Source organism: Vibrio sp. SCSIO 43137, assembly GCF_028201475.1.
In the GTDB taxonomy this organism is placed as follows: domain Bacteria; phylum Pseudomonadota; class Gammaproteobacteria; order Enterobacterales; family Vibrionaceae; genus Vibrio.
This window is the reverse complement of record NZ_CP116384.1, coordinates 493,885-515,869: the sequence shown is the minus strand read 5'-3', so window position 1 is coordinate 515,869 and position 21,985 is coordinate 493,885. Positions and strand designations below refer to the sequence as shown.

Below are 21,985 nucleotides of genomic sequence, written 5' to 3'. Positions count from 1 at the left end.
TTTCCAAGCTACCAGAACTTAAGGGCACCTGTATTCAGACGTTTCATATAGTTTGCGATTGTCTGGTTGCGTATCGTTTCTATTTCGCCCGACTGTTCCATTTTACTAAGTTCCGCATCCAGTTTGTTGACTAAATCAGCATTAGATTTATGTAGAAAATGGTAAAGATGGATGTGGCTGAGGGGAGGCTCTAATAAGGTAACATGCGGATAATCTTTGTTGTCCTCAAATGGCAGACCGCTGAGTCTAGAGGTGATCACTAAATCTATACGCCCTTCACTCAACACTTTCATCATTCTGTCAGTCTTATTGAAAACATTAACCTGACCAGCATGCTGACTGCATACTTCTGCATGTTTTACCCCACGCCTGACCCCTACACTAAACCCTGCGAGTGCTTCGCAGGAATTCACCTTAAGATCACGATTTGAGTACAACACCTGATTAATGTAATTGATCGGAGTAGGAACTCTGATGAGATTTGGATAAGTATCTGTAATTGACCATATCCGGCTAACCTCGCCATCAAACAATCCCTGATTGACCTGCACAACTGAGCGTTTTGCCGGCAACACAACATATTCGACTGCAATACCGGCTCTTTGGTAGGCGACATTCAGGACATCGCGGCTTATTGTCACAGGTAAAAAATCTATCGGACTGGCCAGTATTACTTTTTCCGGAAGATCCTCTGAAACCGCCTGTGCGGCAAAAAGACTTAAAACAATAACCAGCCTAGTAACTTTCACAATACTTTATCTCCAGAGATCTCAGTAAAGTCTAGTTGCTGACTTTGTTGGCTGCAAATGGGCTTCTCAGCAGCAGAAGATATGCATCAGGAGAACTGTCCTGCCTTTAGTTTAAGAATTTGGCTTATTCAGAAACTTTCTTATTGTATTTATTTACTGTGGTGTACAACTCGGCAACAGTCCCTTCGACACTTAAATCTGTATTAATAAAACGACTTACAATATCAATAACTGGCTTTTGTATCTCTTTAGGTTGCACCTGAATAAAATTGAATGACGGAATAGCTTCATACTTAAACGCTGCCTCAGATGAGAGCTTAGAACAGTCATCGAACTTAGTTAAAGGAGTATCAAGTCTGGCAGGAATAGATCCTTTGAACAAATTAAACTCTTCCTGACTTTTTTTACTCATAATGGTACTTGCCAAAGCCATTTGTCCCTCTCGGTGAGTCATTCCAGAGTCAGGAAAGACAAATGAATCTACATTTGAAAGAAACACATGACTCGTGCCCGGCACCGGAACACAGATATAGCCATTGTCTCCGTATGGGAATTGACGCTCATCGAAGATAGTTTTTACCCAGTCCCCCATAAAATACACAGCAGCATCACCGTTAATAATCATTTCGGTGGCCTGTACCCAGGTTCGTCCTGCTCGATTTTTGCCAGTATAGCCAATAACTTTTTTCAGTTTACTCAGTATTTCCGCCATTGTGTCCGAACGAAAAGCTTCAGCATCTAACTCTATAAACAGTTTCCTGTGAAACTCAACACCACCTAAACCTAAAACCATTGACTCAAAAAGTGTTCCTTCCTGCCAAGGATATCCGCCCAATGCAACAGGGTTAATTCCGTTTTCCATAAGCTTTTCAGCTGCACTGAAAAAGGCATCCCAGGTAGTTGGGATCTCTAAACCCGCATCTTTGAACAATTTAGTGTTCAGCCACATCCAGTTAACTCTTTGAAAATTTGCTGGTGCAGCATAGTAGCTTCCCTGATAAGAAATACTATCCCGCACAGACCGAGTCAGGTTAGAGTCCCAGTCTTGCTGCTTGGCTATTCTATCCAGGGGCAGCAACAAACCCATTTTGGCCCAAGACTTTATCTGTGGTCCGACGTAATGCTGTATCGCATGTGGAAAATGGTCAATTTGCTTTCTGGCTTCTAATACTTTAGACAAGTTTTCACCCCCTCCGCCATCATAGGTATAGTCAACCCATTGGTATCCCTTAGAAGCCAACTGTTTTTTATACACATTGACCTGAGCTTGTTCATGTTCATTTGTCCAGAAATGTGCAACCTCAATGAGCTTTCCCGATTGACGAACAGACCGAAAGGATGCTTTAACCTCGCTTACTAACTCAGGAGAACTGTTCTTGCCCATTGCGATATACATCTCATTATTCTTGACAGGGATAGCAACAACCTTAACAAACATACTTAAATCAAGCTTATTTTCTCTATTCTCCCTATTGTAGAGGTCAATAATGTGGCTTAGCATCAACTCGTCACTGGCCAACAAATCAATCCTGCCTTTTTCCAGTTTTAAAATATTTTGAACACCATCATTCACGGTATTAATGTTATTAACAGCATTATTCTTCAGGCTCTGGATAAGAGTGCTTCCACGCACAACACCTACGCGTAAATCCTTTACTTCGGATAAGGATAAAATTTGAATATCGTTTCTGGAATGAAACTTAAATAGGTAACTATTAGACGAAGACACCTGCTCCAGCCAATGAAAATGCTCTTCAAGGTGCGGTTGCCTCATAAGAGGATAAAGCAAAATATTCTTAGTCGTTTTTGCTTTATAAATTCCGCGTAAAACCGGATAGGTTTCAATGGACACGTTGTGGGACATTGCTGCTGTAGCGGCTTTTACAAGTTCGGTTACATAGCCTGTATTTTCTTTCTCTGAGACAATACTGTAGGGAGGGACATTAAAAGCAATGACTTGCAAGTCTTCACTGGCAAGAGAGGGACGTACCGTTCCCCACATAACACAAAGTGTAGCAATAATTAGGCGCATTCTGACCATTTTACTCATCAACATAAAATAGTTATAGCACATCGATCTACCGGCTAAGAGCATAATCCGGTTGCTAAACTGAGGATAACCAAACAACTACCGGGCAGATTAGGCTCAACCTGCCCGGAAAAGAAACCTTGTCAGCTTTGGATGAAGCTTATAAATTTAGCTCTTTCTTCCTCTCTCATGCCCATATTACCAACAGGAATCTGACCATCTACGGCATTAATAACAGCGTCTATCATGTCGCCTTTAAATGCACCGCATAACTCAATTAACTGAATGCCCTGCGGCACTAGCTTCTTAGCTTCTTCACAAGCCATTTCAATGTTTTCTATACACACCACAGTGGTCGAGAATGAGCCTGAATCCAGCGTGGCAACTTGCGCAGGAGTATAACCTTCGCCAATCATCATAAATGCGTATTTTGTTAATTTCATTACTATTTTCCTTTTGTTTACTGTATTTACTTCTGTTATGTAGATTAATGAAAACAAAGGTGTTTTTTGGGATGTACATCACACATAATGATGGGTTTTGTAAGAGTGTGTAACAATGCTTATGACCCGTTCGCGGCTTTTATTAAAGAGCATCCAATGGATAGTCTGCTTCAGTTGTCAATATCATTGGTTAGGGCAGCTGGGCATATATTTGCATGTAAGCAGTTTTATTCTGCTTTGCTGAGCAGTAGCATTGGTTGCTTCTGACAGGTTTACTACTTGAAACCTTAATACCACCTACTTCTAGATCATTATAATTTAGTAAATAATCGCCAAACCCGTTAAACACTGGTTGATGAACTTATCGGCTCGGGCGATTGCTTCATCAGTACGCAACCATTCAAGGTGAGATTTATAACCGGCTATCGGAGCAGCACCATGTTGAATGGCTTTTTTGTATATTGTTGCCACAAAAATATCTGCCAGCGAAAAGCGATTACCTACGGCGAAATTTGACTCTTTCCATAGCTTAGGTTTCAGGATTTCCAGCTTGGCAGATATCCATTCTCCCCTTAGCACCCTCTTTGCCGTATCCGCGAGTTCAGGCCTTAATGCAGATAATACGCTTCTGTTTTGGGGCGCATGGATAGTGGAATTGACGTACTCACATATCTCCCTTGTCAGTGCCCTTTGTTGCCAATTATCTCCAAATAAAACCGGCAACGGATATAACTCTTCAACGCACTCCGCGATAGCCATTGATTCCGCAATAAGATAACCATCCAGAGAAATTGCCGGTACATAACCAAAGGGATTAATTGAGCGAAAGTGGCTACCCGGTTGCAAGTCATCCACTTCCACTCTCTCATATAAAAGACCTTTAAAGTTCAGCAACCACTCAACCCGCTCTGAGCAATTTGATCCTTGGGCGCTGTATAGCTTTATCTCTTTCATAAGGTAGTCCGTATTAACTCTGTTTTGCTCCCACAAACGCAGGAGCAAATGGTAAGAAGTCTTATATACGATACTAAGTCAACTTAAACTTATTTACTATGTTCACCAGATCTGAATTGATCTGTTCAATTTTTCCTGCCTCATTAACAACAGACTGCCCTGACTGGTCAAGCTCTGTCACGATTTGATTTATCGCATTCATGTTCTGGCTAATCTCATGGGTCACGGCACTTTGCTCCTGCGCAGCAGCGGCTATCTGTGTAGTTAATTTATCAACTTCAGAAACGTGATTTGACATAGAGTTCAGGCTATCCACAGCACTTCCCGCTTCAATTGCGGTTTCTTCACAACGGGCTTTAGTTTTATCCATTGCCGCCACAATGGCGCTGCTACCATTGGTCAGTTGAGTCAGGGCACTTTCAATCTCTTCAGTACAACTCTTAGAGCGGGTAGCCAGATTGCGCACTTCGTCAGCCACAACGGCAAAACCTCTGCCGTGCTCACCGGCACGGGCAGCTTCAATAGCAGCGTTAAGTGCCAGCAGGTTAGTTTGCTCTGCAATCTCTTCAATCACACTAAGAATGGATATTGTATTGCTCGACTGTTCACTCATCTGCTGCACATGTTCAGAAGCAACCGAAACATCTTCAACCAAAGAAGATACCGTATGTTGCGTCTGGGAAGCTTTGCTCTGTGAGTCTACACCGGCACTGACAGCGTCTCTGGTGCTGCCTGCAGAATTAGCGGCATCCGTTGCTACTGCCTCTGCTGTAGCATTCATCTGAGTCACGGCAGTGACAATCTGTTCCATTTCACTACGATGGTTCTGAATGGTTGCCGAGCTGCTAGCGGTCTGCTTATGTAACGAAGCAATATTGTCCTCTAGCTGATGCGTCGAACTCTGTATCTTTAGCATCATGCTCTGCAGGCTTTCTATAAACTGGTTAACCCCCATGGCAATCTGTCCAAGATCATCTTTTGAATGAACATCCAGCCTGCGGGTTAAATCTCCCTCCCCCTGTGACAGGGCAGAAATTGTCTCCTTCAGGGAGAGAATTGGCTTATACAACCACTGAATGACCAACAAGATAATCAGGCAGCCAAGCACTATAGATGTTGTTCCTGTGATCGATGATTGCCAGACGACACCCTGTAAAGGCGCAAATACAATAGACTCATCTATGGTGATCAGGTAATACCAAGTCGTATCACCAAACTTGATCTGCTTGGAGAAGAAAAGTTTCTGTCTATCATCCTGAGTGAACTGGCCTGTATAAGCATCGTTGCTGAGGATGTTGTCTCTTTCGGCAACATACCATGGAAGGTCGTCAAGTTTGGAGTTCGGAATTATCTCTTCGCTTGAGGATGCCAGCACGGTAGAGTCGTCAATAAACACCATTGCCTGAGAACCTTTTAGAGAAGTACCCGCAACAATATCACTCATCAAGGCCATGCTCGGATAACCAGCAATAGCACCGAAATTGGTCTTCTCAACAATACTAACCCACAGAGTAGCGCCGTCAGCGCCCAGATAAGGTTTGGTGATAGTGGTGCCGGACTTTTGCTGCGACTGTTTGTACCAGCCAACCGTATTGATATCATCTTTATACTTATGATCTGGATACCAGGCCGTACTATAGGTCCAGTAAGCATCGCCATTTTTAAAGGCGATAACCGTACCATAAATGTTCATTGCCTCGGCGAACACCTTGGTCAGTTCAATAATTTTATCAGGGTCGTCTGTGCCTATCCCGTCTCTATAGTGCTTAGTTAACCTATGTATACCGGAGACTTTTTCATCAAGAAATCCTCCGATGAGCTCAGCCTGCTCAGTGGCATACTCTTGAGTATGTTGGGTAATTTTCTCTTTCAGTAAATTTTTTTGATTGTAATAAGAAATAAAGCTATTCGTTAATACCGTACCGGTCAAAACGATAAATGCGGCAGTCAAAAGAGAGCCTTTAAAACCAATCTTCTTCATATTCCAGCCTTTCTGATTTTAATATCAATAATATTTTAACGCTCAGGCAATACAACTCTATTTATTTTTCGTTTATATATGATCTAATCGCTGTGATGATATTCACGCTTATGTCACAAAGCTATGGTTATGAATTTAATAGATATTTTATTATAAATTATTAATGGAGCATTAAAGGATATTAAAGCGCACTTGTGTAGTTTTGACATAAAAAAGACTGGCAATAATGCCAGTCTTCATTAACTCTAAATAAGTGCTTATTATTATTTATATTTGGCTGCTGTTATAAACTCACCAAAGGTTTCGCACCAGATAATAACACTGTTGTACTTAGCCGGGTCGATATCCGCAGGGACATTAACGACGAAGTTTTCAAAGGTTTTTACATCACCAACCCGAACCATATTGGGTTTAATACGATTAAAATCAGCTTCTGTTTCTACAAACTGCGGAGATAAATAGAGCTTATAGTCCGGCCCCGGAGCCAGCTCACCCATCAGGGTAACAAAATCTTTGCCGACGGTAACTTTGCCTTCACCCCAGTGAAAGCGATCGCTGTCCTGCAAATCCTTCTTAAACACTCCGCTAAACTCAGCCTGTGATGAGCTCGCCTGCACATCAGACACACTTGGTGCCGGCGGTGCAATCAATATCGGCAGTGCATAGATACCCACACCAAATCCAAATGCACCCACCAGAAAATGGGAGGCCAAAAGTAAAATTATTGTACGTAGTTTCATAAAACGTCCTGTTTTAAAAGGTGTGGCAGAAAACTTATAGTTTACAAGGCTATCTGGTTATTTCCACTTGCAATGTATGGAAATTATTAATTTTTTTCATTCTTTTACCCTCCGTTAACCGTGCGCTGCCTAAGGTGAAAATTTCATTCACCCAGATAGAGAACCAGTATGAACAAACACCTTTTAATCGCAGGCCTGTTGGTCAGCGGTACTGCCTTTGCCAATATGATGGAAGGCCCTTTTGACAGACAAGGCCTTTCCGGTGATCTTAGCCTGATGGCGGGTTACTCAAGCCGGACAAGTAACTTCAATACGGAAAACAGCACCAAAACGGGTACACTGAATAGTGAAGGCGAATCTGACTCTGATGTTATGTTCGCCCCAATTGGTCAGGTTCGCTACACCTTTGGTACTCAACAGCTGTTTTTAGGTATGGCACAGGAAGATATCGTAGAGGGTGTTTTCGCTCTTGAGGCCGGTTACGCATTTGAACTAGACAGTGGTACTGTTCTTTCACTCTCTTATCTGCCAACCATCGTGAAAGGCGAAACATGGCAAGATCCTTATCTGCTTAACACTGCCCGGCAAAAAACAGATATCAGCGGAAACGCCTATCGTATACAGGTCAGAAATATTGCAGGCATCGGTATTGATACAGACCTGGCCTATTACGATAAAGAGATTGAAAACGAACAATCGGGCTCGGGAGATAAACTGCTCCGCAGAGACGGAAATGGCTACCGTTTTAAAGTATCCGGGGGACTTCCTCTTAGTCAGTCAACATTTTTAATGCCTGCCGTTACCTATCACAGCTATTCTGCTGACGGCAAAGCGATGTCATATGATGAACTCGGGTTTGCGCTTTCTGTTATGCAAATGGTGGGTAACGGCAAAGTATCGCTTAACGGCAACTACAGCAACAGTGACTTTGAAGCCATTAATCCGCTGTTTAATAAAAAGCAGAAAGATAACAGCTACTCTGTCAATCTGGCCTATGAATATATGGGGCTGATGGGATGGCAGAACGCAAGCTTCAACGTGATGGCAGGCTATGAAGATATTGATTCAAATATCGATTTCTATGACGAAAATGGCTATAGGCTGGGAATGGGAGTGAAGTTCTCATTCTAGCGAAATAAGGTTCCCCTAAAGCCGTAATTTGACAAGCCTTAGGGGAACTAAACAAGTTTACCGGAAATACCCCGCCCTTACGGTTGCACCAATAAAGTTACACAAAAGTCTTTCTGCATGAATCATTGAGATATTGCCGACATCGGCTGAAGGCGTTATCTCCACCAGATCCATTCCAACTACCCGCCCTTTATTTACTAAGCCATGAATCAGCTTGTGCAGTTGCGGCCAGTTAAGCCCACCCGGTGTCTGCGCCAGCACGGCCGGCATAATGGTCGGGTCGATACCGTCGGCATCTATAGTGAGATAATAGGTTCCGCCGTCAGGGATGCTCTTTAACACCTCTTCCATACCCATGTCGTGTAGCTGATAAGCCGTTATTATTGAGCAGCCATGGTCAATGGCATCCTTCACCTCTGCTGTTCTGGCACTGCCAATCCCGCGCATACCAATCTGGTGAATTCCCTTAACAAACGGCAGCTCCGATGCCCTGCGAATAACACTGGAATAGCCGTTCTTCTCCCCGTTTATCTCGTCACGCCAGTCAAGATGAGCATCAATATGGATCAGGGTAATATCTTGCTCCAGCACTTCGAGCGCCCTGATAACCGGAACAGGAACACCGTGATCACCACCTAGCGTGATCAATAGTGAGCCGGAAGAGAATACTGAACGGGCAACCTGTTCTGCATTACGGTAATGCAGTTCGTGATCGCTGCGACTGGCCGCTACGTTTCCACAGTCAACCACCCTAACCTCTTGTTCATCCAGCAGGGTACCGCCTAAATCGAAATCATAATTGCCCAATGTCATATCTATTTCTGTTCGTGTTGACCACTGGCGGATATGGTCGGGAGCCAGACTCTGATCATTCGCCATGCCGTCAACGCTATAGGGCATACCAAAAGGCACACCGAGCACCGCAATATCGGCTCCAAAATGGTCAAAACTTGTGACTAACGGGAAGTTCAGAAAGGTGTGTGGCGCCTTGACGGGCGCCTCGGTAAGCAATTCGGATTTGTTATTATCACTCATGGTTGTTCCTCTGCTTTTCCGGAGTAAAACGGATGTTACTGGATTAGAAAAATATGCTTAACCCATCATATGCAGAACCGAAAATTGAATAAAACTAAAAAAACTATTATATCTTTAGCAACTCTAAAGACGGGACAGTAATGGTTTATGCTGGATAACAAAGAACTTGAAACCTTAATCGCCATCGTTGATGAGCAGAGCTTTGATAAAGCCGCCAGACAGTTGAATGTCTCTCCGGGTGCGGTATCTCAGAGAGTGAAATCACTGGAAAACCGGGTCGGAAGTACAGTATTAATTCGCAGTACTCCCCCAGTTACAACAGAGACAGGTAAGAAAGTGTTAGCCTACGCCCGCAGGCTGCTGCTGATCCACAATGAGATGGAACAGGCCCTGGAGGATGGTCATTGTTCAGCTGCGGTTCCCCTGACCATAGCCGTGAATCACGACTCATTAAGCTGCTGGTTTGGCGATGTCGTAACCCGTCTGGCTGAAAACACACCTTACCGCTTTGATATTCGCGCCTCCGATACCGTCACCACTCAATCTCTGTTAAAAACCGGAGAAGTGATGGCAGCAGTGACATCCAAAGCAAACCAGATAGCCGGTTGTAAAAGCCGCTATTTAGGTAAACTTGAATACTATGCGGTCTGCAGTCAGGACTTCTATCAGCGCTACTTTTCTGATGGCGTGAGTTCAGCCCGACTTAGCAAAGCGCCCTCTCTGGCATTTGACCATGAAGACAACCTTGTCAGCCTGTTTATGCAACAAGAGGGCCATGACAGCAAAACAGGCATAACTCATTATCTGCCATGCTCCTACAGCCTGCTCAACGCGGTTAAAAAAGGTATGGGCTGGACGCTTGTTGCTAAGCCATTAATCGATAAATTTTGTGACAGTGACAATATAGTGATTTTGCACACCAATGCTGTCTATATTGATCTCTACTGGAACTGTTGGGATCAGATTTCATCGACCATGGCAAAAGTTGAACAACATGTACTGTCTGTAAGTCGTCAGTCTCTCAGCTTTACCAGAAGTTAACCTTTACCGGACTACACTCGTTAGGGTTAATGAGTCGCAATGGGTTAGTAAAATGGGGTTAAACGGCAAGCTTGGCTTACTTTCAATCGCGAAAGCGTACAGGATAAAACTCGCCATCACATGGTCTATGGTCGTACTGGAAAATATTCTTATGGCCTCCATTCCTCTAGTGATCGGTATAGCTATTGATCAGCTGTTAGCAGGCAAAACTCAGGCTATCTTCTATTTTGCTGCCATTATGCTGGTGCTAATCGTTATTTCAGCCTTACGCCGTATGTACGACACCCGTGTATTTGGTTCCATACGGGTTGATTTGGGCGTCGAAGTTGAGAAGCGTTTTAAACAACTGTCGGTCTCAGTACAAAACGCCCGAATTGACCTCTCCAGAGAGTTAGTAGATTTTCTGGAAAATGAGTTACCCGAGCTCTTTTCCGCCCTGATTCAGTTGGTTGTGGGTTTTATTATTTTGTTAAGCCTTAAACTGGAGTTCGGGCTGGCATCCATTGCCCTTATTTGCGGAATGATGTTGATTTACAGCCTTTCTCATCACAGGTTTTATCACCTGAATGCCAGTTTAAATACTCAGCAGGAAAAACAGGTTTCTATTCTAAATAGAAAAACCGGCTATCAGCTAAAACGCCACCTGAATAAGCTTAGACTGCGGGAGATTCAGATTTCCGATACAGAAGCCCTTGTCTATGGTGCCATTTTTGTCCTTATTGCCATTTTTATGGGCTATAACCTGATTGAAAGCGCCTCCCTGCCTTCGCCTCAACCTGGCAAGATTTTCACCATCATCAGCTACTCATGGGAGTTTGCCGAAGCCGGCCTTATACTGCCGATGGTGCTGCAAAACCTGAGCAGGTTATGGGAAATCAGTAGCCGGCTAAACCAGATTGAACAGGCTGATGAAGAGTCTTCAGCGGCTGTGACCTGACTCATCTGTTCTCTGCACGAATTTATCAGACCAAGCTAGTTTAGCCAGTATGGCTGTACTAAACTAACGACCAGATAAACCTGATAAAAAAAGGAAAATCATGTCCATTGAAGCCTTGATAATTGAAGATGACAGAGACCTTGCAGAAGCCATCAGCGACTTTATGGAACTTGACGGTTATGAGTTTGATTTTGCCTATAACGGCGCATCCGGGCTTACTTTTGCTATGGAGAATCAATACTCGGTCATTTTACTTGATATTAATATGCCGAAAATGGATGGCTTAACTGTTTGTCAGACTCTTAGAGAGAAAGGGATCAGTACCCCGATTTTGATGCTGACCGCCAGAGATACGCTGGAGGATAAGATAAAAGGCTTCTCTGTCGGCACCGATGACTATCTGGTGAAACCATTTGCCATGGAAGAGCTGCGGGTGCGGCTTCAGGCTCTGGTACGCCGTTCACTGGGCACGGTACAGAAACTGTCAGTCGGTGATCTTAATATCGATCTGGATAAACATTCCGTAAGCCGTGCTGGTGACACTATCACCCTGCCTCCCGCCTGCTGGAAAATGCTGGTGTGCCTTATGCAGAAGTCACCCAATGTAGTCTCTAAACAAGAGCTGATTGAGAGTGTATGGGGAGAAGATCTTCCCAACAGCGACAGCCTAAAAGTTCATCTGTTTAAGCTTCGTCAGGCCATTGATAAACCCTATGACAAACCGCTTATTCACACCATTCACGGTGTCGGCATTGCCATCAAAGAGAGCTGATTCATGCCCAGTATCAAACGCGACATCTATATTTTCCTGTTCAGCTTAGCTATCGGGCTAAGTGTTGTTTATGGCTTGCTGATGAGCAAAAGCTATGAGCTGGGAATGAACGAATCAGCAGAGTATGCTTTTCGTTATGAGGTTGCCACCATTGAAAAGCTCTACCAGAAGACAGGTCAGCTTCCGCCATTGCCCAAGGGAGATACCCTACAAGCTTACACCGATATCAAACATATTCCTGCCAAGTACCAAAACAAAGTAAACTGGCAAGAGCTGAAACCAGATACCCTCAAAGAGGTTTCTTTCTGGACAGAAGAAGACTATCTCTATTTATACGCCTTCAAATATCCTTTGAGTGGCAGCGATACCACTATCTACTTTCTCTCTGAATACAGTGCTAATCAAGTCACAGAAATTACCGAAAAGTATCCGCCTGAATCTGCCAGAACCGATGGTGTCGGAACGTTTGCCGGCGCCCTGATTTTGATTGTTTTTATTTTGGCACGCTTACTGATTCATCGTATTACTTCACCTTTCTTTAAGCTGTCTGACTGGGCTAAGACACTGGATCTCGACCAGACACCAGATCATAAAAATCTCAGATACCAGGAACTAAATTTATTAGCACGACAACTGTCCACTAGCGTAAAAAAACAGCGGGAAGTGGTTGAGCGGGAAGAGTTCTTTCTGCGTGCTGCCAGCCATGAAATGCGCACTCCCATCACCATTATTTCGGCCAGTACTGAGATGCTAAACCGGGTAAGTGAAGGAGCGCCTAAAAGTACTCAGAGAGCCATTAACCGCATTAGCCGCTCTGTATCCGGTATGCGCGATACCATGACGGCTCTGCTCTGGCTGGCACGGGAAAATACCCATGATCTTGAGACGGAAAGTATTGTATTAAAGTCGTTAGTCGATGAAGTTATTCACGATCACCAGCACCTTATTTCCGGTAAAGAGATTGAAATAGAGATAAACGAAGAGGACAAGGCCAGCCTTGAACGGGAAATTCCTGAGTTAAGTCGTATTGTGATAGTTAACTTGCTAAGAAATGCCATTCAGCATACTGAGTCCGGTAAAGTTGAAATACAACTTAGCCCCTCATATATCGAGATATCCAACCCGTATCAAACCATTGAGCAACGGTCGAGCACTGCCAATATCAACACCGTCAGCTTTGGTATCGGTCTGTTTCTGGTAGAAAAAATCTGTTCCAAGCAGGGTTGGCAATTTAAATATTCACAAAACCAACAGCGGTTTAGTGCTTCGGTGACTTTTTCTGCCCACTAAAACCGTTAAGTTATTTATATATTGACGGCTTGTATATAAACGATATTGTATAGCAATCATATATCATATTTTCTCTGGATGGAGTTAAGGTACCGATATGACATTTGAAGGTGCTATTACATTTTTTATTGCTATTTTTGTCTTTAGCGTAACACCGGGGCCGGGGGTATTTGCTATTCTGGCTCGGGCATTGGTATTCGGTGCGAAAAAGTGCACTATGCTGGCCTTGGGAATGGCCATCAGCGATATTGTTTATCTGATTCTGGCCTGTTTTGGTCTGGCTACCATTGCAGAAAACTGGGCTGAAGTGTTTATTGTGATTCGCTATCTGGGTGCCGCTTATCTGATTTACCTTGGTTATAAAATGTTTAAAACCCTGCCACAGATAAAAGACTCCATTGACTCAGAGGTGACAGAAAAAGCCGCCGATACCGCTCTGTCAGGCTTTATTCAGGGTTTTCTTATCTCTGCATCCAACCCGAAAGTGATTCTGTTCTACATCGCCTTCCTGCCGACCTTTATGGATCTGACCACCCTCAGCAGTAACGATATTGCACTGGCTGCAACACTGGCTCTGATCGGCCTGATGGCAGGGCTGATGCTTATCGCTTATGGCGCAGCAAGAATGGCCAGCCTGTTAAAAACGCCTCTTGCTCACACAAGATTAAACCGGGGTGCAGGTAGCATTATGATTCTGGCCGGAACCTACCTTGCCGTAAGCCGATAAGCGGTAAATCATTACACAAAGTTGGTTGGCGAATTGATTTTGTCAGCCAACTTTTTTCTTTTCATGGTTAACATAACAGACTGAAAATGGCACCTGTAGCCGGTTAAACTCATTTATCCAGCGCCACTGACTATCCTGTAACTTATCGCCCGGCCCTTTAACCTCAATCCATAGAAAGCGGTTCTGTTTAAAAGCGATCAGATCCGGCATCCCGCTGCGATACAATTTTAAGTCCGACAGCATCACTTCAAATAGATCAGCCAGTAGTTCTCCCTTTATGCTGTTCAGGGCTAGTTTTAATAGCTCTTCATCAATTAAAGGCCAGTGTACAAAGTTGTTCGCTGTTCCCTGTTTCTGGTGATAGTGGCGTTCGATACACTCTATATCGCCCTCTCTCAGTTGTTGCAGCCGCTTCTCCAGCTCAGCCTTTCGTTTTTGACTAAACTCCTGCGTGTAAAGATCCAAAGGGGCAGTCTGATAAGCGTTGATAAAGGCATCGTCAACAGGGGCAAAAATAATATCCCAGAACGCCAGACCAAACAAAGCATTAAGCAATTGATTTTCAATAAAATAGACTTGCCAACCCTGCTGTTCGTACTCTTCCTTTACTGCTAACTCAACCCGCTTACCCTGCAGTTCCAAAGTGAGGTGGTTTTCACGATATTGCGGTTTAACCGCCCTACGGGTTTTCTCTCCCCTGCTCCTTTTTATTTTCAGGGCAAGACGTTCAGCCATCTCCTGTTCACTGACATCTTGTGGCTGCTGCTGCATCTCTTTCAGAATCTGCTCAGCTTTATCCAGTTTTTCCTGCTTATGCAGAATTCTTATCCGGCGCTCTCTGCTGGGGGCTAACTTCACTTGGCTATACCACTGCAGAGCCAGCTCCTCCTCTCCGCACCTCTCAAGATCTCGGGCAAGCCTGTTGATCAATTGTGCCCGTTTTCTGTCAATATAGCTGTGAACGCACAGTTGAGGAACCGATTGTAGTATTGCAGTTAACCCCTCTTTGTTACGCCCGGTGATGTTTTCATGTTGATTACTGAGACGGGCGATTTGCAGTAAACTATCAACCTGCTCCCTGACATTGAAAAAGCGCCTTTCACGACTTAGCTGATAATTTTCAAACTGGTGAAGCCCCAAATCTTCTGTGACAAACTGGCTGATATCCTGTCGGGTATTGGCAAAAAATAACAGCGTTAGTAGTTCAATAACCCGTGAGTTGTTCAGATAGAAGATTTCAAAATTAACATCTAACTCAGGAGAAATCGGTTCAGAAGAGAGCTGCTCGACCAATTCAGCTTTTCGCAATGTTTTATTATTCGGGACAAACAGCCGGATCAGCTCTGGGCGGGTCAGCAAGCTGGCAGCCAGTTGCTGTTCACTAATAGCCGGATTGATATCGATAAACCCGCACTGATCCAATTCCCGCGCAGCAGCACTCACATCGGATATCTCGTCATATCTAAGTTTGTCACTGCGAAACCACTCGCCTTTTCGTATCAGTAACCTGACCAAAAGACACTGCGCATCTGTCGTCAGGTTCGAGTACTTAGCAATCCAGTCAGCTTCCTCTGTGGTAAGCAGATCGGCATACCAGTGGCGGGCATGGTCAACCAGCCTGTCAAAATTGCTGCGATAATAGTCAGCGATTAACTGCAATTTTTGCTCAGCCACTTAACGCCTCTCTATGCTCATTTGTTCTCCCGGATTGACGCCAACACAAACTCGACAAAAGTACGGTTTTTTACCGATAGCTGTTTATCTTTATATAGCAGATGAATGGGGGAAGGTTTTGGGGTATGGCTGGTTAATATCTGAGTCAGACGGCCACTCTCCAGCTCTTCAGTCAGCAACAGCTCAGGTTGCAAGGTCACACCTAATCCATTTATTGCGGCATATTTGAGAATATCGCCGTTATTAGAGCTAAGACGGAAGCCGCGGTTATCTTCTGTCAGTAACTCTGAATACCTTCCGCTTTCGCTGTACTGAAAGCCCAGACAGTTATGCTGCCTGAGGTCATCAGGGTGAGATATTGGCGGATGCTGGTTCAGGTAATCTTGTGAGGCACAATAGATCATCTGGTAATCTCCCAGATGCCGTGCAATAAGGGAGGAGTCCGTCAGTTCTCCTATCCTGACCACCAGATCATACTGCTCATGCATAGGATCAATCAGGTGGTTGTTAAGGGTCAGCTCAACATTAATAGACGGGTACTGCCTGAGAAAGTCCACCACAATAGGCGCGAGAACTTTATTACCAAATGTAACCGGAGAGTTTATCCTTACTGTCCCCTGTGGGCTGTTTTCCAGAGTCTGGATCTGGTTTTCTGCATTGGCAATATCATCCAGAATCCTGCGGCACTCCAGATAGTACAGCTCACCTGACTCTGTCAGGGACTGCTTGCGGGTGGTACGGTTAATTAACTTAGTGCCCAGACTGGATTCAAGAAACTGGATATGTTTTCCCACCATGGTTGCCGACAAATTAAAGTAACCACAGGCGCTGCGGAAACTGCCGTTATCCACCACATAAACAAAGATCTGCATACTACGAAGCTTATCCATGGCAATTATCCACTCATAGTTAATAAACAATAAACTTTTACTGAGTTTATCAATATACACGAAGCTATAGAATAAAAGGTCTGAAATAAATTGAGGTATTACAAGTGTCAGAAACTGCTATTTTTATTACTGCTGAGCTGGAAATCAGTGAACAAATCGATACAACTGAGGGTCGCAAAGCCATCATTCAGTTTTGTGCGGATATGGAAAGTGAACCGGGCTGCGATATGGCCAAACCTATGGCAGTAAAAGATAACCCGCGCCGTTTTATTCTATGGGAAAAGTACCAGAGCCCGGAAGCGTTTGAAGCACACTTTAATGCCGAACATACTCAGGCGTTTATCCGCTCAGGAGTTACGACACTCGTTCAGGCATATGAGACAACAGCAGCAGAGGAGTAAACCATGAGGCAGCCTAACAAAAATCTTCGCTGGGGTATTCTTGGCACCAGCTTTATTTCCGGCACCATGGCTGAAGCGATTATCGCCAACCAAAACAGCGAAATTGCAGCTGTAGCAGGAAGAAATGAGCAAAACCTGACATCATTTGCCGATCAGTTTTCTATTGCAACCCGCTACACAAGCTATGATGAACTATTGGTGGATGAGAACGTAGATATCGTTTATATCGCCCTGCCAAACCACCTCCACCATGAGTATGTGGTGAAAGCCGCTAAAGCGAACAAGGCGATCTTGTGTGAGAAGTCACTGTCAGTCGATATGGAAAAAACCACCCAGGCATTAGAAGCCGTCAAAGAGAGCGGCGTATTTTTCGCAGAGGGTCTGATGTATCTAAACCATCCTTTTGCCGGACAAATTGAGTCTGTGGTCAAAAGTGGTGAACTGGGTGAAATCAAATCCATCAATGCCAGTTACTGTGCTGCTATCTCCCAGTTTGTCAATCCGGATAGTAAAGGCACTCTATACAACCTCGCCTGCTATCCTGTTTCCCTGATTAACCTGTTACTCAAATCTCAGCTCAGTGATGAAGAGCTAAAGGATTATCAGGTTAGTGCCTACGGCCGCAGGGGTGGTGATGGTAACTTCTGCGAAATTTCTGCCCTTATCCGCTTTAAAAACCAGATGGTTGTGCGTGTTCACAGTGCGGAAGACTTCGGCCTGCATTCAGAATTTGTTATCAATGGCAGTAAAAAAAGCTTAACCCTGACGTCTAATCCGTGGCTGGCTGATAAAGAAGATAACTCATTTGTTGTTACTGAGTATGAGAAAACAAGCGATGCTTATAGCTATTCTGCTGACGGTGACGGATTTTACTATCAGGTTCAGAACATTGTGGAGGCACTTGCTAACGGTGATAAACAACTGTCTGGCACTTCTGCCTCGGCAGAGGACTCTTATCAAATTATGCAAATGCTGACTGATATTGAGAATGCAGCAGGGCTTTCTGAGTAACCAGCCGCAGAGCCCTTGGTTTATCACAAATCCGGGGCTTTTTTCCGGGAAAGATAACAGCAAGTTTTATTGCCCTTTGTAGGGGCAATTCAAACTTTTTATTGCTGATGTTTTGACTGTTTACCTGCTGTTCAGGGCAGGATTTCGCAGGGGGATTAAAAGGTTACTTATGCGCTGATTGCACGGCTCATAAGAACTACAGACACCAGTGACAGTTTAGACGCAGATTTGCGCGAGCTGGTTTCTGCCATTTTAGCTGCTGCTTTCTGACCCATATATGCATTTGCGATACTGTTTTTCATCATTATTTCCTTTTAGTTTGTTTTAATTAGTCTGACTTACTTCTGTTATTTATCTGGGTAGCGTGCGATTACTGGCCAAGAGGCATAGTGCGACGTAGCAGATTGATTAGAAAGTTACCTTGCTTTTCAACCGCTTTAGTTGCACATGACTCAATGGAATCAACAACAGATTCAACCTGAGTGTTTGATTCAAGGGTACCGCCTACACCATTTCTCAGCATGATTGCAGAGATTAGCGTCGCTTTCTCTTTGCGTTTAACTTGCACCGGTTTTTCTGCTTGTTCTCTGATCATTTTTTGTGCAGCTTTCTGACCCATGTATGCATTAGCTATATTGTTTTTCATTTGATTTTCCTCTGAGTATTAATGGCGCTATATCTAACCTTCGCTCCTAAATCGAGCAGATAAGTTCAGAAGTCCGTGTCTGAGTAGTTTGTTAAGTTCTATCGGGTAGAAAACATTCAGATATGTCGTGAGTCATACACTATTTCCCGGCTCTGTTGGCAGAGCCTGACATCAGAAGATGATGCCTGCTGTTTGTCTGAAGTTTGGTGCCTGAAGGTTGTATTGCTTAAATTTGTAGTTACTTCTTTTTTGCCGGATGGCAGCTTGCCTGGATTACAGGCTAACAGCGTTTCTAATCATGATTGCTGAGAAAAGCGACGCCTTAAAAGTGTTCTTTTTCTCTGCTTTAAGCTTGATTGATTCGTTAATCATGTTTTTCATTGCTTTTTGGCCGATAAACGCATGTGCAATAGTATTTTTCATATATTCTTTTCTCCTGTTTTTTCTTCGCTTCACATTTATGGCGTGATTTTAGTCACGTTTATGAAGTTTATCAAGAGCAAAATCACATATTTTTTAATGTTTTTGCAAATTCATTAAATATTTTCCATCAGAAGCTCAATTTATACTCCATAAGCGTCAGATAAAACTACGGCCTCTTTTGCCAGCATTAACCATACAAAAGAGGCCGTATTAATCAAAATTTAAATCAGAAAGATAAACTTGTTACTTTTCCGCGTCAGCTTCAATATGATCTGCTTTTACAAATGCCGGATGTGTCGCCAGTTGAGCTGCGTAACCTTGAATATTCGGGTACTTTTCAATTTCACCCAGATTTTTCAAAGCTTCGACAATAAACGAAATCATTATGTCTGCGCCCGTCAGTCGCTCTTCTATCAGATAGCGTTTACCTTCAAGGGAACTGTTCAGGTAACTCATTACCTTAGCCAGCTCTGCATCGGCGTAGTCGCCCAGAAAATTAGTGTCACAACCATCTTTAAGCACAAATATCTTGAGTAGCGGAGGAAGAATTCCCGAACTCTCGGCAAAATGCATCCATTGCAGGTACTCAACATAAGCGGTAGTACCTTTCTCCGGAGCAAGTTTACCGTCAGAAAACTTATCGATCAGATACTCGGTAATAGCACCAGACTCAGCGATAACTAATCCGTTATCTTCCAGCACCGGAGATTTGCCCAAGGGATGAACCGCCTTTAACTCTGGCGGCGCAAGAAAAGTGACAGCATCACGCTGATAAGGCTGAATGTTATATTCAAGGCCAAGCTCTTCCAGCAGCCAGATAATACGTTTAGAACGTGATTTATTAAGGTGATGTAATGTAATCATTGCGATTTCCTCTTATTATCCTTAAACCAATAATCGGTTAAACCGGCTCATTCACTTTAATAACCAACTTACCGAAGTTCTTGCCTTCCAGCAGACCAGCAAATGCTTCCGGTGCATTCTCCAGCCCCTCAACCAACTGCTCTTTATATTTAATCTTGCCTTCCTGCAGCCACTTGCTCATCTCTTGTGCAAACTCGTTATAGCGGTGTGCGTAATCATCAAAAATAATAAAGCCCTGCATTTTGATACGTTTGATCAGCAGAGTTGCCATCAGCAGAGACATTCTGTCCGGTCCTTCAGGAAGCGAGGTTGCGTTGTATTGAGATACCAGTCCGCACAGAGGTACGCGGGCACCGGTATTAAGCAACGGAAGTACCGCATCAAACACTTTTCCGCCGACATTTTCGAAGTACACATCAATACCTTTGTCACAAGCGGACTGTAACTGCTGAGCAAAATCCTCAGCTCTGTGGTCGATACAGGCATCAAAGCCAAGCTCCTCTGTTGCGTAGCGGCACTTCTCTTCACCGCCTGCAATACCAACAACCCGGCAGCCTTTCAGTTTACCGATCTGACCAACGGTTGCGCCAACAGGCCCGGTTGCCGCTGCAACCACAATCGTATCGCCCGGCTTAGGCTCACCAATATCCAACAGCCCCATATAGGCGGTGAAACCCGGCATCCCCATAATGCCCAGCGCATAAGAAGGTGCTAAAGGTTGCTTACCGAGTTTAAGCAAGCCTTCCCCGTCAGACAGGGCATACTTCTGCCAGCCTGTGTAGGCCAGTACCCACTCGCCCACTTCGAAGTCTTTATGGTTTGAAACTTCAACCTGACAGACAGTGCCACCCACCATCACATCGTTCAGAGCCACTGGTTCCGCATAGGATTCCGCATCATTCATCCGGCCACGCATATAAGGGTCAAGTGACAGGTAGATTGTGCGAAGCAGTACTTCCCCCTCACCCGGAGCCGGTACAGTTGATGTTTCCAGACGGAAGTTCTCTGACCTTGGTGCACCGACAGGTCGTGAAGCCAGTACAATGCTTTGGTTGTTATGGTTTTGCATAGGATTTCCTTTTGTTGGCTGAACGCTCTCTTGTTTCAGCATTAATTTAATAATTTGACCTTAACAATTAGACCAGTCGTCTAGTGTCAGGTTATAAAAAAACCTGCAAGAACCCCCTCTCACAGGTCGTATGTTTAGTCGTCTGTTTTGCCGGATAGAACTGCTTCTGTCTTCAGCAAGGTTTTTTCCATTCCGCTGCTATCTTTACTTAATTTATAGAGCACACTTGCCCCAAGCCAGAGCTGATAGAGTTCAACAGCGGTCTCTGCCGGATTAGATACCGAGACTGAACCATCTTGTACACCCGACTCAATACAATCAGTGATCTGGCCGATAATGTTCTCCGCTCCGCGGTTCAGTGCTATCCGCATTGACTCAGAGAGATCAGAAACTTCTGCCGCCAGTTTAACAACCAGACAGCGCTCAGCTCCGCAGGTACCATTGTTTAACTCTATCCAGCGACGCCAGTAGGTCAGCAGTCGCTCTTTTCCTGTCAGGTTGCTGTCACTGAACAGCGCGCCGAGCCTTTGCTGATACTTATCAAAGTAATCGGCAATCATGGCCTCGCCAAACTGCTCTTTAGATTTAAAGTAATGGTAGAAAGAGCCCTTCGGCACTTCCGCATGTTTAAGTAACTGAGACAAGCCTACTCCGGTAAAGCCTTTCGCTACGATTAGCTCATAACCGGTATCCAGTATATGTTGTCTTGTGGCATTTGTTTGTCTGTTCATGGCGCTAGATTAATTCAAAATAGACCAGTCGTCTAGTAATTATTTAATTAAAGGCTAAAATACAAAGAGAGGGCCCCCCTCTCTCAGTCTTAAACGGCAGTAGCAACAAGCAATTAAGCCTTTTCCTGCAGCGCCTTTTCGATCTTTTTATCGGTTTTATACTGGCTTAATGCATAGACAGACCAAATTGCAGCCGGAATCCAGCCAATCAGGGTAATTTGGAGTACCAGACAAATAATGCCGGCAAACGGACGGCCTATGGTAAAAAACTGAAACCAAGGCAGAAGAAGAGCAAGTAGTAATCTCAATGGAATATCCTTTATAGGTTGGCTGTAATTATGGTTAGAAGAAAATAATATCCCGACATTCACGGACGGTCAAAACAAAATCCAGCAGAATAAAAACTGTGAATAACGTCAAATATTTTAGGGGGTAAAAATAAACTTG

At 44.1% G+C, this 21,985-nt stretch carries 24 protein-coding genes; 8 read left to right on the top strand and 16 right to left on the bottom strand.

Annotated elements, in window-relative coordinates:
* Window positions 1-8 precede the first annotated feature (8 nt).
* The 6 genes from PK654_RS18155 to PK654_RS18130 all read right to left on the bottom strand — a co-directional run bounded on the left by PK654_RS18155 (window position 9) and on the right by PK654_RS18130 (window position 6,896).
* The gene (locus tag PK654_RS18155; RefSeq protein WP_271700480.1) at window positions 9-749 is read right to left on the bottom strand and encodes a substrate-binding periplasmic protein; all 741 of its coding nucleotides are present in this window, start codon (window positions 747-749) and stop codon (window positions 9-11) included.
* 124 nt (window positions 750-873) lie between these two features.
* The gene (locus PK654_RS18150) at window positions 874-2,823 is read right to left on the bottom strand and encodes an extracellular solute-binding protein (RefSeq protein WP_271700479.1); all 1,950 of its coding nucleotides are present in this window, start codon (window positions 2,821-2,823) and stop codon (window positions 874-876) included.
* A 98-nt stretch (window positions 2,824-2,921) separates the two neighbouring features.
* Window positions 2,922-3,221, bottom strand: a complete 300-nt coding sequence (locus PK654_RS18145) for a DUF6506 family protein (RefSeq protein WP_271700478.1) — start codon at window positions 3,219-3,221, stop codon at window positions 2,922-2,924.
* 318 nt (window positions 3,222-3,539) lie between these two features.
* Window positions 3,540-4,175 (bottom strand): glutathione S-transferase family protein, encoded by a 636-nt coding sequence (locus PK654_RS18140; protein WP_271700477.1) that lies wholly within the window; start codon window positions 4,173-4,175, stop codon window positions 3,540-3,542.
* Window positions 4,176-4,248: 73 nt separating this feature from the next.
* The gene (locus PK654_RS18135; RefSeq protein WP_271700476.1) at window positions 4,249-6,156 is read right to left on the bottom strand and encodes a methyl-accepting chemotaxis protein; all 1,908 of its coding nucleotides are present in this window, start codon (window positions 6,154-6,156) and stop codon (window positions 4,249-4,251) included.
* 263 nt (window positions 6,157-6,419) lie between these two features.
* Entirely contained in the window at window positions 6,420-6,896 is a 477-nt protein-coding gene (locus PK654_RS18130; protein WP_271700475.1) for a DM13 domain-containing protein, read from the bottom strand.
* Between the two features lie 168 nt (window positions 6,897-7,064).
* Here PK654_RS18130 and PK654_RS18125 point away from each other — a divergent pair, with 168 nt between their 5' ends.
* Window positions 7,065-8,027: a DUF2860 domain-containing protein gene (locus PK654_RS18125; RefSeq protein WP_271700474.1), complete on the top strand. Its 963-nt coding sequence runs from the start codon at window positions 7,065-7,067 to the stop codon at window positions 8,025-8,027.
* Window positions 8,028-8,084: 57 nt separating this feature from the next.
* On the opposite strand, the gene PK654_RS18120 is transcribed toward PK654_RS18125, so the two are convergent.
* On the bottom strand, window positions 8,085-9,062 hold the full coding sequence (locus tag PK654_RS18120) for an agmatinase (protein WP_271700473.1): 978 nt from the start codon (window positions 9,060-9,062) through the stop codon (window positions 8,085-8,087).
* A 147-nt stretch (window positions 9,063-9,209) separates the two neighbouring features.
* Here PK654_RS18120 and PK654_RS18115 point away from each other — a divergent pair, with 147 nt between their 5' ends.
* From PK654_RS18115 to PK654_RS18095, 5 genes are all read left to right on the top strand, one after another.
* Entirely contained in the window at window positions 9,210-10,103 is an 894-nt protein-coding gene (locus PK654_RS18115; protein ID WP_271700472.1) for an ArgP/LysG family DNA-binding transcriptional regulator, read from the top strand.
* A 52-nt stretch (window positions 10,104-10,155) separates the two neighbouring features.
* Window positions 10,156-11,040, top strand: a complete 885-nt coding sequence (locus PK654_RS18110; RefSeq protein ID WP_271700471.1) for an ABC transporter six-transmembrane domain-containing protein — start codon at window positions 10,156-10,158, stop codon at window positions 11,038-11,040.
* Between the two features lie 100 nt (window positions 11,041-11,140).
* Entirely contained in the window at window positions 11,141-11,812 is a 672-nt protein-coding gene (locus PK654_RS18105; RefSeq protein WP_271700470.1) for a response regulator transcription factor, read from the top strand.
* 3 nt (window positions 11,813-11,815) lie between these two features.
* Entirely contained in the window at window positions 11,816-13,102 is a 1,287-nt protein-coding gene (locus PK654_RS18100) for a sensor histidine kinase (protein ID WP_271700469.1), read from the top strand.
* Between the two features lie 97 nt (window positions 13,103-13,199).
* A complete protein-coding gene (locus PK654_RS18095; RefSeq protein ID WP_271700468.1) occupies window positions 13,200-13,829 on the top strand; it encodes a LysE family translocator in 630 nt (209 codons plus the stop codon).
* Window positions 13,830-13,871: 42 nt separating this feature from the next.
* Here the strand turns inward: PK654_RS18095 and PK654_RS18090 are convergent, their stop codons facing one another.
* Together PK654_RS18090 and PK654_RS18085 are read right to left on the bottom strand one after the other, a co-directional pair.
* The gene (locus PK654_RS18090; RefSeq protein ID WP_271700467.1) at window positions 13,872-15,503 is read right to left on the bottom strand and encodes a VRR-NUC domain-containing protein; all 1,632 of its coding nucleotides are present in this window, start codon (window positions 15,501-15,503) and stop codon (window positions 13,872-13,874) included.
* A 17-nt stretch (window positions 15,504-15,520) separates the two neighbouring features.
* The gene (locus PK654_RS18085; protein ID WP_271700466.1) at window positions 15,521-16,393 is read right to left on the bottom strand and encodes a LysR substrate-binding domain-containing protein; all 873 of its coding nucleotides are present in this window, start codon (window positions 16,391-16,393) and stop codon (window positions 15,521-15,523) included.
* Window positions 16,394-16,497: 104 nt separating this feature from the next.
* Between PK654_RS18085 and PK654_RS18080 the strand changes: the two genes are divergently transcribed.
* Both PK654_RS18080 and PK654_RS18075 read left to right on the top strand, forming a co-directional pair.
* Complete coding sequence (locus PK654_RS18080) at window positions 16,498-16,794, top strand: putative quinol monooxygenase (RefSeq protein ID WP_271700465.1); 297 nt, start codon at window positions 16,498-16,500, stop codon at window positions 16,792-16,794.
* 3 nt (window positions 16,795-16,797) lie between these two features.
* On the top strand, window positions 16,798-17,805 hold the full coding sequence (locus tag PK654_RS18075) for a Gfo/Idh/MocA family protein (RefSeq protein WP_271700464.1): 1,008 nt from the start codon (window positions 16,798-16,800) through the stop codon (window positions 17,803-17,805).
* Window positions 17,806-17,972: 167 nt separating this feature from the next.
* On the opposite strand, the gene PK654_RS18070 is transcribed toward PK654_RS18075, so the two are convergent.
* The 7 genes from PK654_RS18070 to PK654_RS18040 form a co-directional block, all read right to left on the bottom strand.
* Window positions 17,973-18,107 (bottom strand): hypothetical protein, encoded by a 135-nt coding sequence (locus PK654_RS18070; protein WP_271700463.1) that lies wholly within the window; start codon window positions 18,105-18,107, stop codon window positions 17,973-17,975.
* Window positions 18,108-18,175: 68 nt separating this feature from the next.
* A complete protein-coding gene (locus tag PK654_RS18065) occupies window positions 18,176-18,451 on the bottom strand; it encodes a hypothetical protein (RefSeq protein ID WP_271700462.1) in 276 nt (91 codons plus the stop codon).
* Between the two features lie 273 nt (window positions 18,452-18,724).
* The gene (locus PK654_RS18060) at window positions 18,725-18,874 is read right to left on the bottom strand and encodes a hypothetical protein (RefSeq protein WP_271700461.1); all 150 of its coding nucleotides are present in this window, start codon (window positions 18,872-18,874) and stop codon (window positions 18,725-18,727) included.
* Between the two features lie 243 nt (window positions 18,875-19,117).
* Window positions 19,118-19,738: a glutathione S-transferase family protein gene (locus tag PK654_RS18055; RefSeq protein WP_271700460.1), complete on the bottom strand. Its 621-nt coding sequence runs from the start codon at window positions 19,736-19,738 to the stop codon at window positions 19,118-19,120.
* A gap of 37 nt (window positions 19,739-19,775) precedes the next feature.
* Window positions 19,776-20,807 carry an NADP-dependent oxidoreductase gene (locus tag PK654_RS18050; RefSeq protein WP_271700459.1) on the bottom strand — a complete coding sequence of 344 codons (1,032 nt, stop codon included), beginning with the start codon at window positions 20,805-20,807 and terminating at the stop codon, window positions 19,776-19,778.
* 134 nt (window positions 20,808-20,941) lie between these two features.
* On the bottom strand, window positions 20,942-21,538 hold the full coding sequence (locus PK654_RS18045) for a TetR/AcrR family transcriptional regulator (protein WP_271700458.1): 597 nt from the start codon (window positions 21,536-21,538) through the stop codon (window positions 20,942-20,944).
* 113 nt (window positions 21,539-21,651) lie between these two features.
* Window positions 21,652-21,846: a YqaE/Pmp3 family membrane protein gene (locus PK654_RS18040; protein WP_271700457.1), complete on the bottom strand. Its 195-nt coding sequence runs from the start codon at window positions 21,844-21,846 to the stop codon at window positions 21,652-21,654.
* Window positions 21,847-21,985 lie beyond the last annotated feature (139 nt).

Bases quoted from the DNA above. Each gene is read 5' to 3' on its own strand.
- PK654_RS18150 (WP_271700479.1), bottom strand. From the start codon at position 2,823: ATGTGCTATAACTATTTTATGTTGATGAGTAAAATGGTCAGAATGCGC.
- PK654_RS18110 (WP_271700471.1), top strand. From the start codon at position 10,156: ATGGGGTTAAACGGCAAGCTTGGCTTACTTTCAATCGCGAAAGCGTAC.
- PK654_RS18130 (WP_271700475.1), bottom strand. From the start codon at position 6,896: ATGAAACTACGTACAATAATTTTACTTTTGGCCTCCCATTTTCTGGTG.
- PK654_RS18145 (WP_271700478.1), bottom strand. From the start codon at position 3,221: ATGAAATTAACAAAATACGCATTTATGATGATTGGCGAAGGTTATACT.
- PK654_RS18075 (WP_271700464.1), top strand. From the start codon at position 16,798: ATGAGGCAGCCTAACAAAAATCTTCGCTGGGGTATTCTTGGCACCAGC.
- PK654_RS18105 (WP_271700470.1), top strand. From the start codon at position 11,141: ATGTCCATTGAAGCCTTGATAATTGAAGATGACAGAGACCTTGCAGAA.
- PK654_RS18135 (WP_271700476.1), bottom strand. From the start codon at position 6,156: ATGAAGAAGATTGGTTTTAAAGGCTCTCTTTTGACTGCCGCATTTATC.
- PK654_RS18125 (WP_271700474.1), top strand. From the start codon at position 7,065: ATGAACAAACACCTTTTAATCGCAGGCCTGTTGGTCAGCGGTACTGCC.
- PK654_RS18085 (WP_271700466.1), bottom strand. From the start codon at position 16,393: ATGGATAAGCTTCGTAGTATGCAGATCTTTGTTTATGTGGTGGATAAC.
- PK654_RS18095 (WP_271700468.1), top strand. From the start codon at position 13,200: ATGACATTTGAAGGTGCTATTACATTTTTTATTGCTATTTTTGTCTTT.
- PK654_RS18055 (WP_271700460.1), bottom strand. From the start codon at position 19,738: ATGATTACATTACATCACCTTAATAAATCACGTTCTAAACGTATTATC.
- PK654_RS18060 (WP_271700461.1), bottom strand. From the start codon at position 18,874: ATGAAAAATACTATTGCACATGCGTTTATCGGCCAAAAAGCAATGAAA.
- PK654_RS18045 (WP_271700458.1), bottom strand. From the start codon at position 21,538: ATGAACAGACAAACAAATGCCACAAGACAACATATACTGGATACCGGT.
- PK654_RS18100 (WP_271700469.1), top strand. From the start codon at position 11,816: ATGCCCAGTATCAAACGCGACATCTATATTTTCCTGTTCAGCTTAGCT.
- PK654_RS18140 (WP_271700477.1), bottom strand. From the start codon at position 4,175: ATGAAAGAGATAAAGCTATACAGCGCCCAAGGATCAAATTGCTCAGAG.
- PK654_RS18120 (WP_271700473.1), bottom strand. From the start codon at position 9,062: ATGAGTGATAATAACAAATCCGAATTGCTTACCGAGGCGCCCGTCAAG.
- PK654_RS18115 (WP_271700472.1), top strand. From the start codon at position 9,210: ATGCTGGATAACAAAGAACTTGAAACCTTAATCGCCATCGTTGATGAG.
- PK654_RS18050 (WP_271700459.1), bottom strand. From the start codon at position 20,807: ATGCAAAACCATAACAACCAAAGCATTGTACTGGCTTCACGACCTGTC.
- PK654_RS18065 (WP_271700462.1), bottom strand. From the start codon at position 18,451: ATGAAAAACAATATAGCTAATGCATACATGGGTCAGAAAGCTGCACAA.
- PK654_RS18070 (WP_271700463.1), bottom strand. From the start codon at position 18,107: ATGAAAAACAGTATCGCAAATGCATATATGGGTCAGAAAGCAGCAGCT.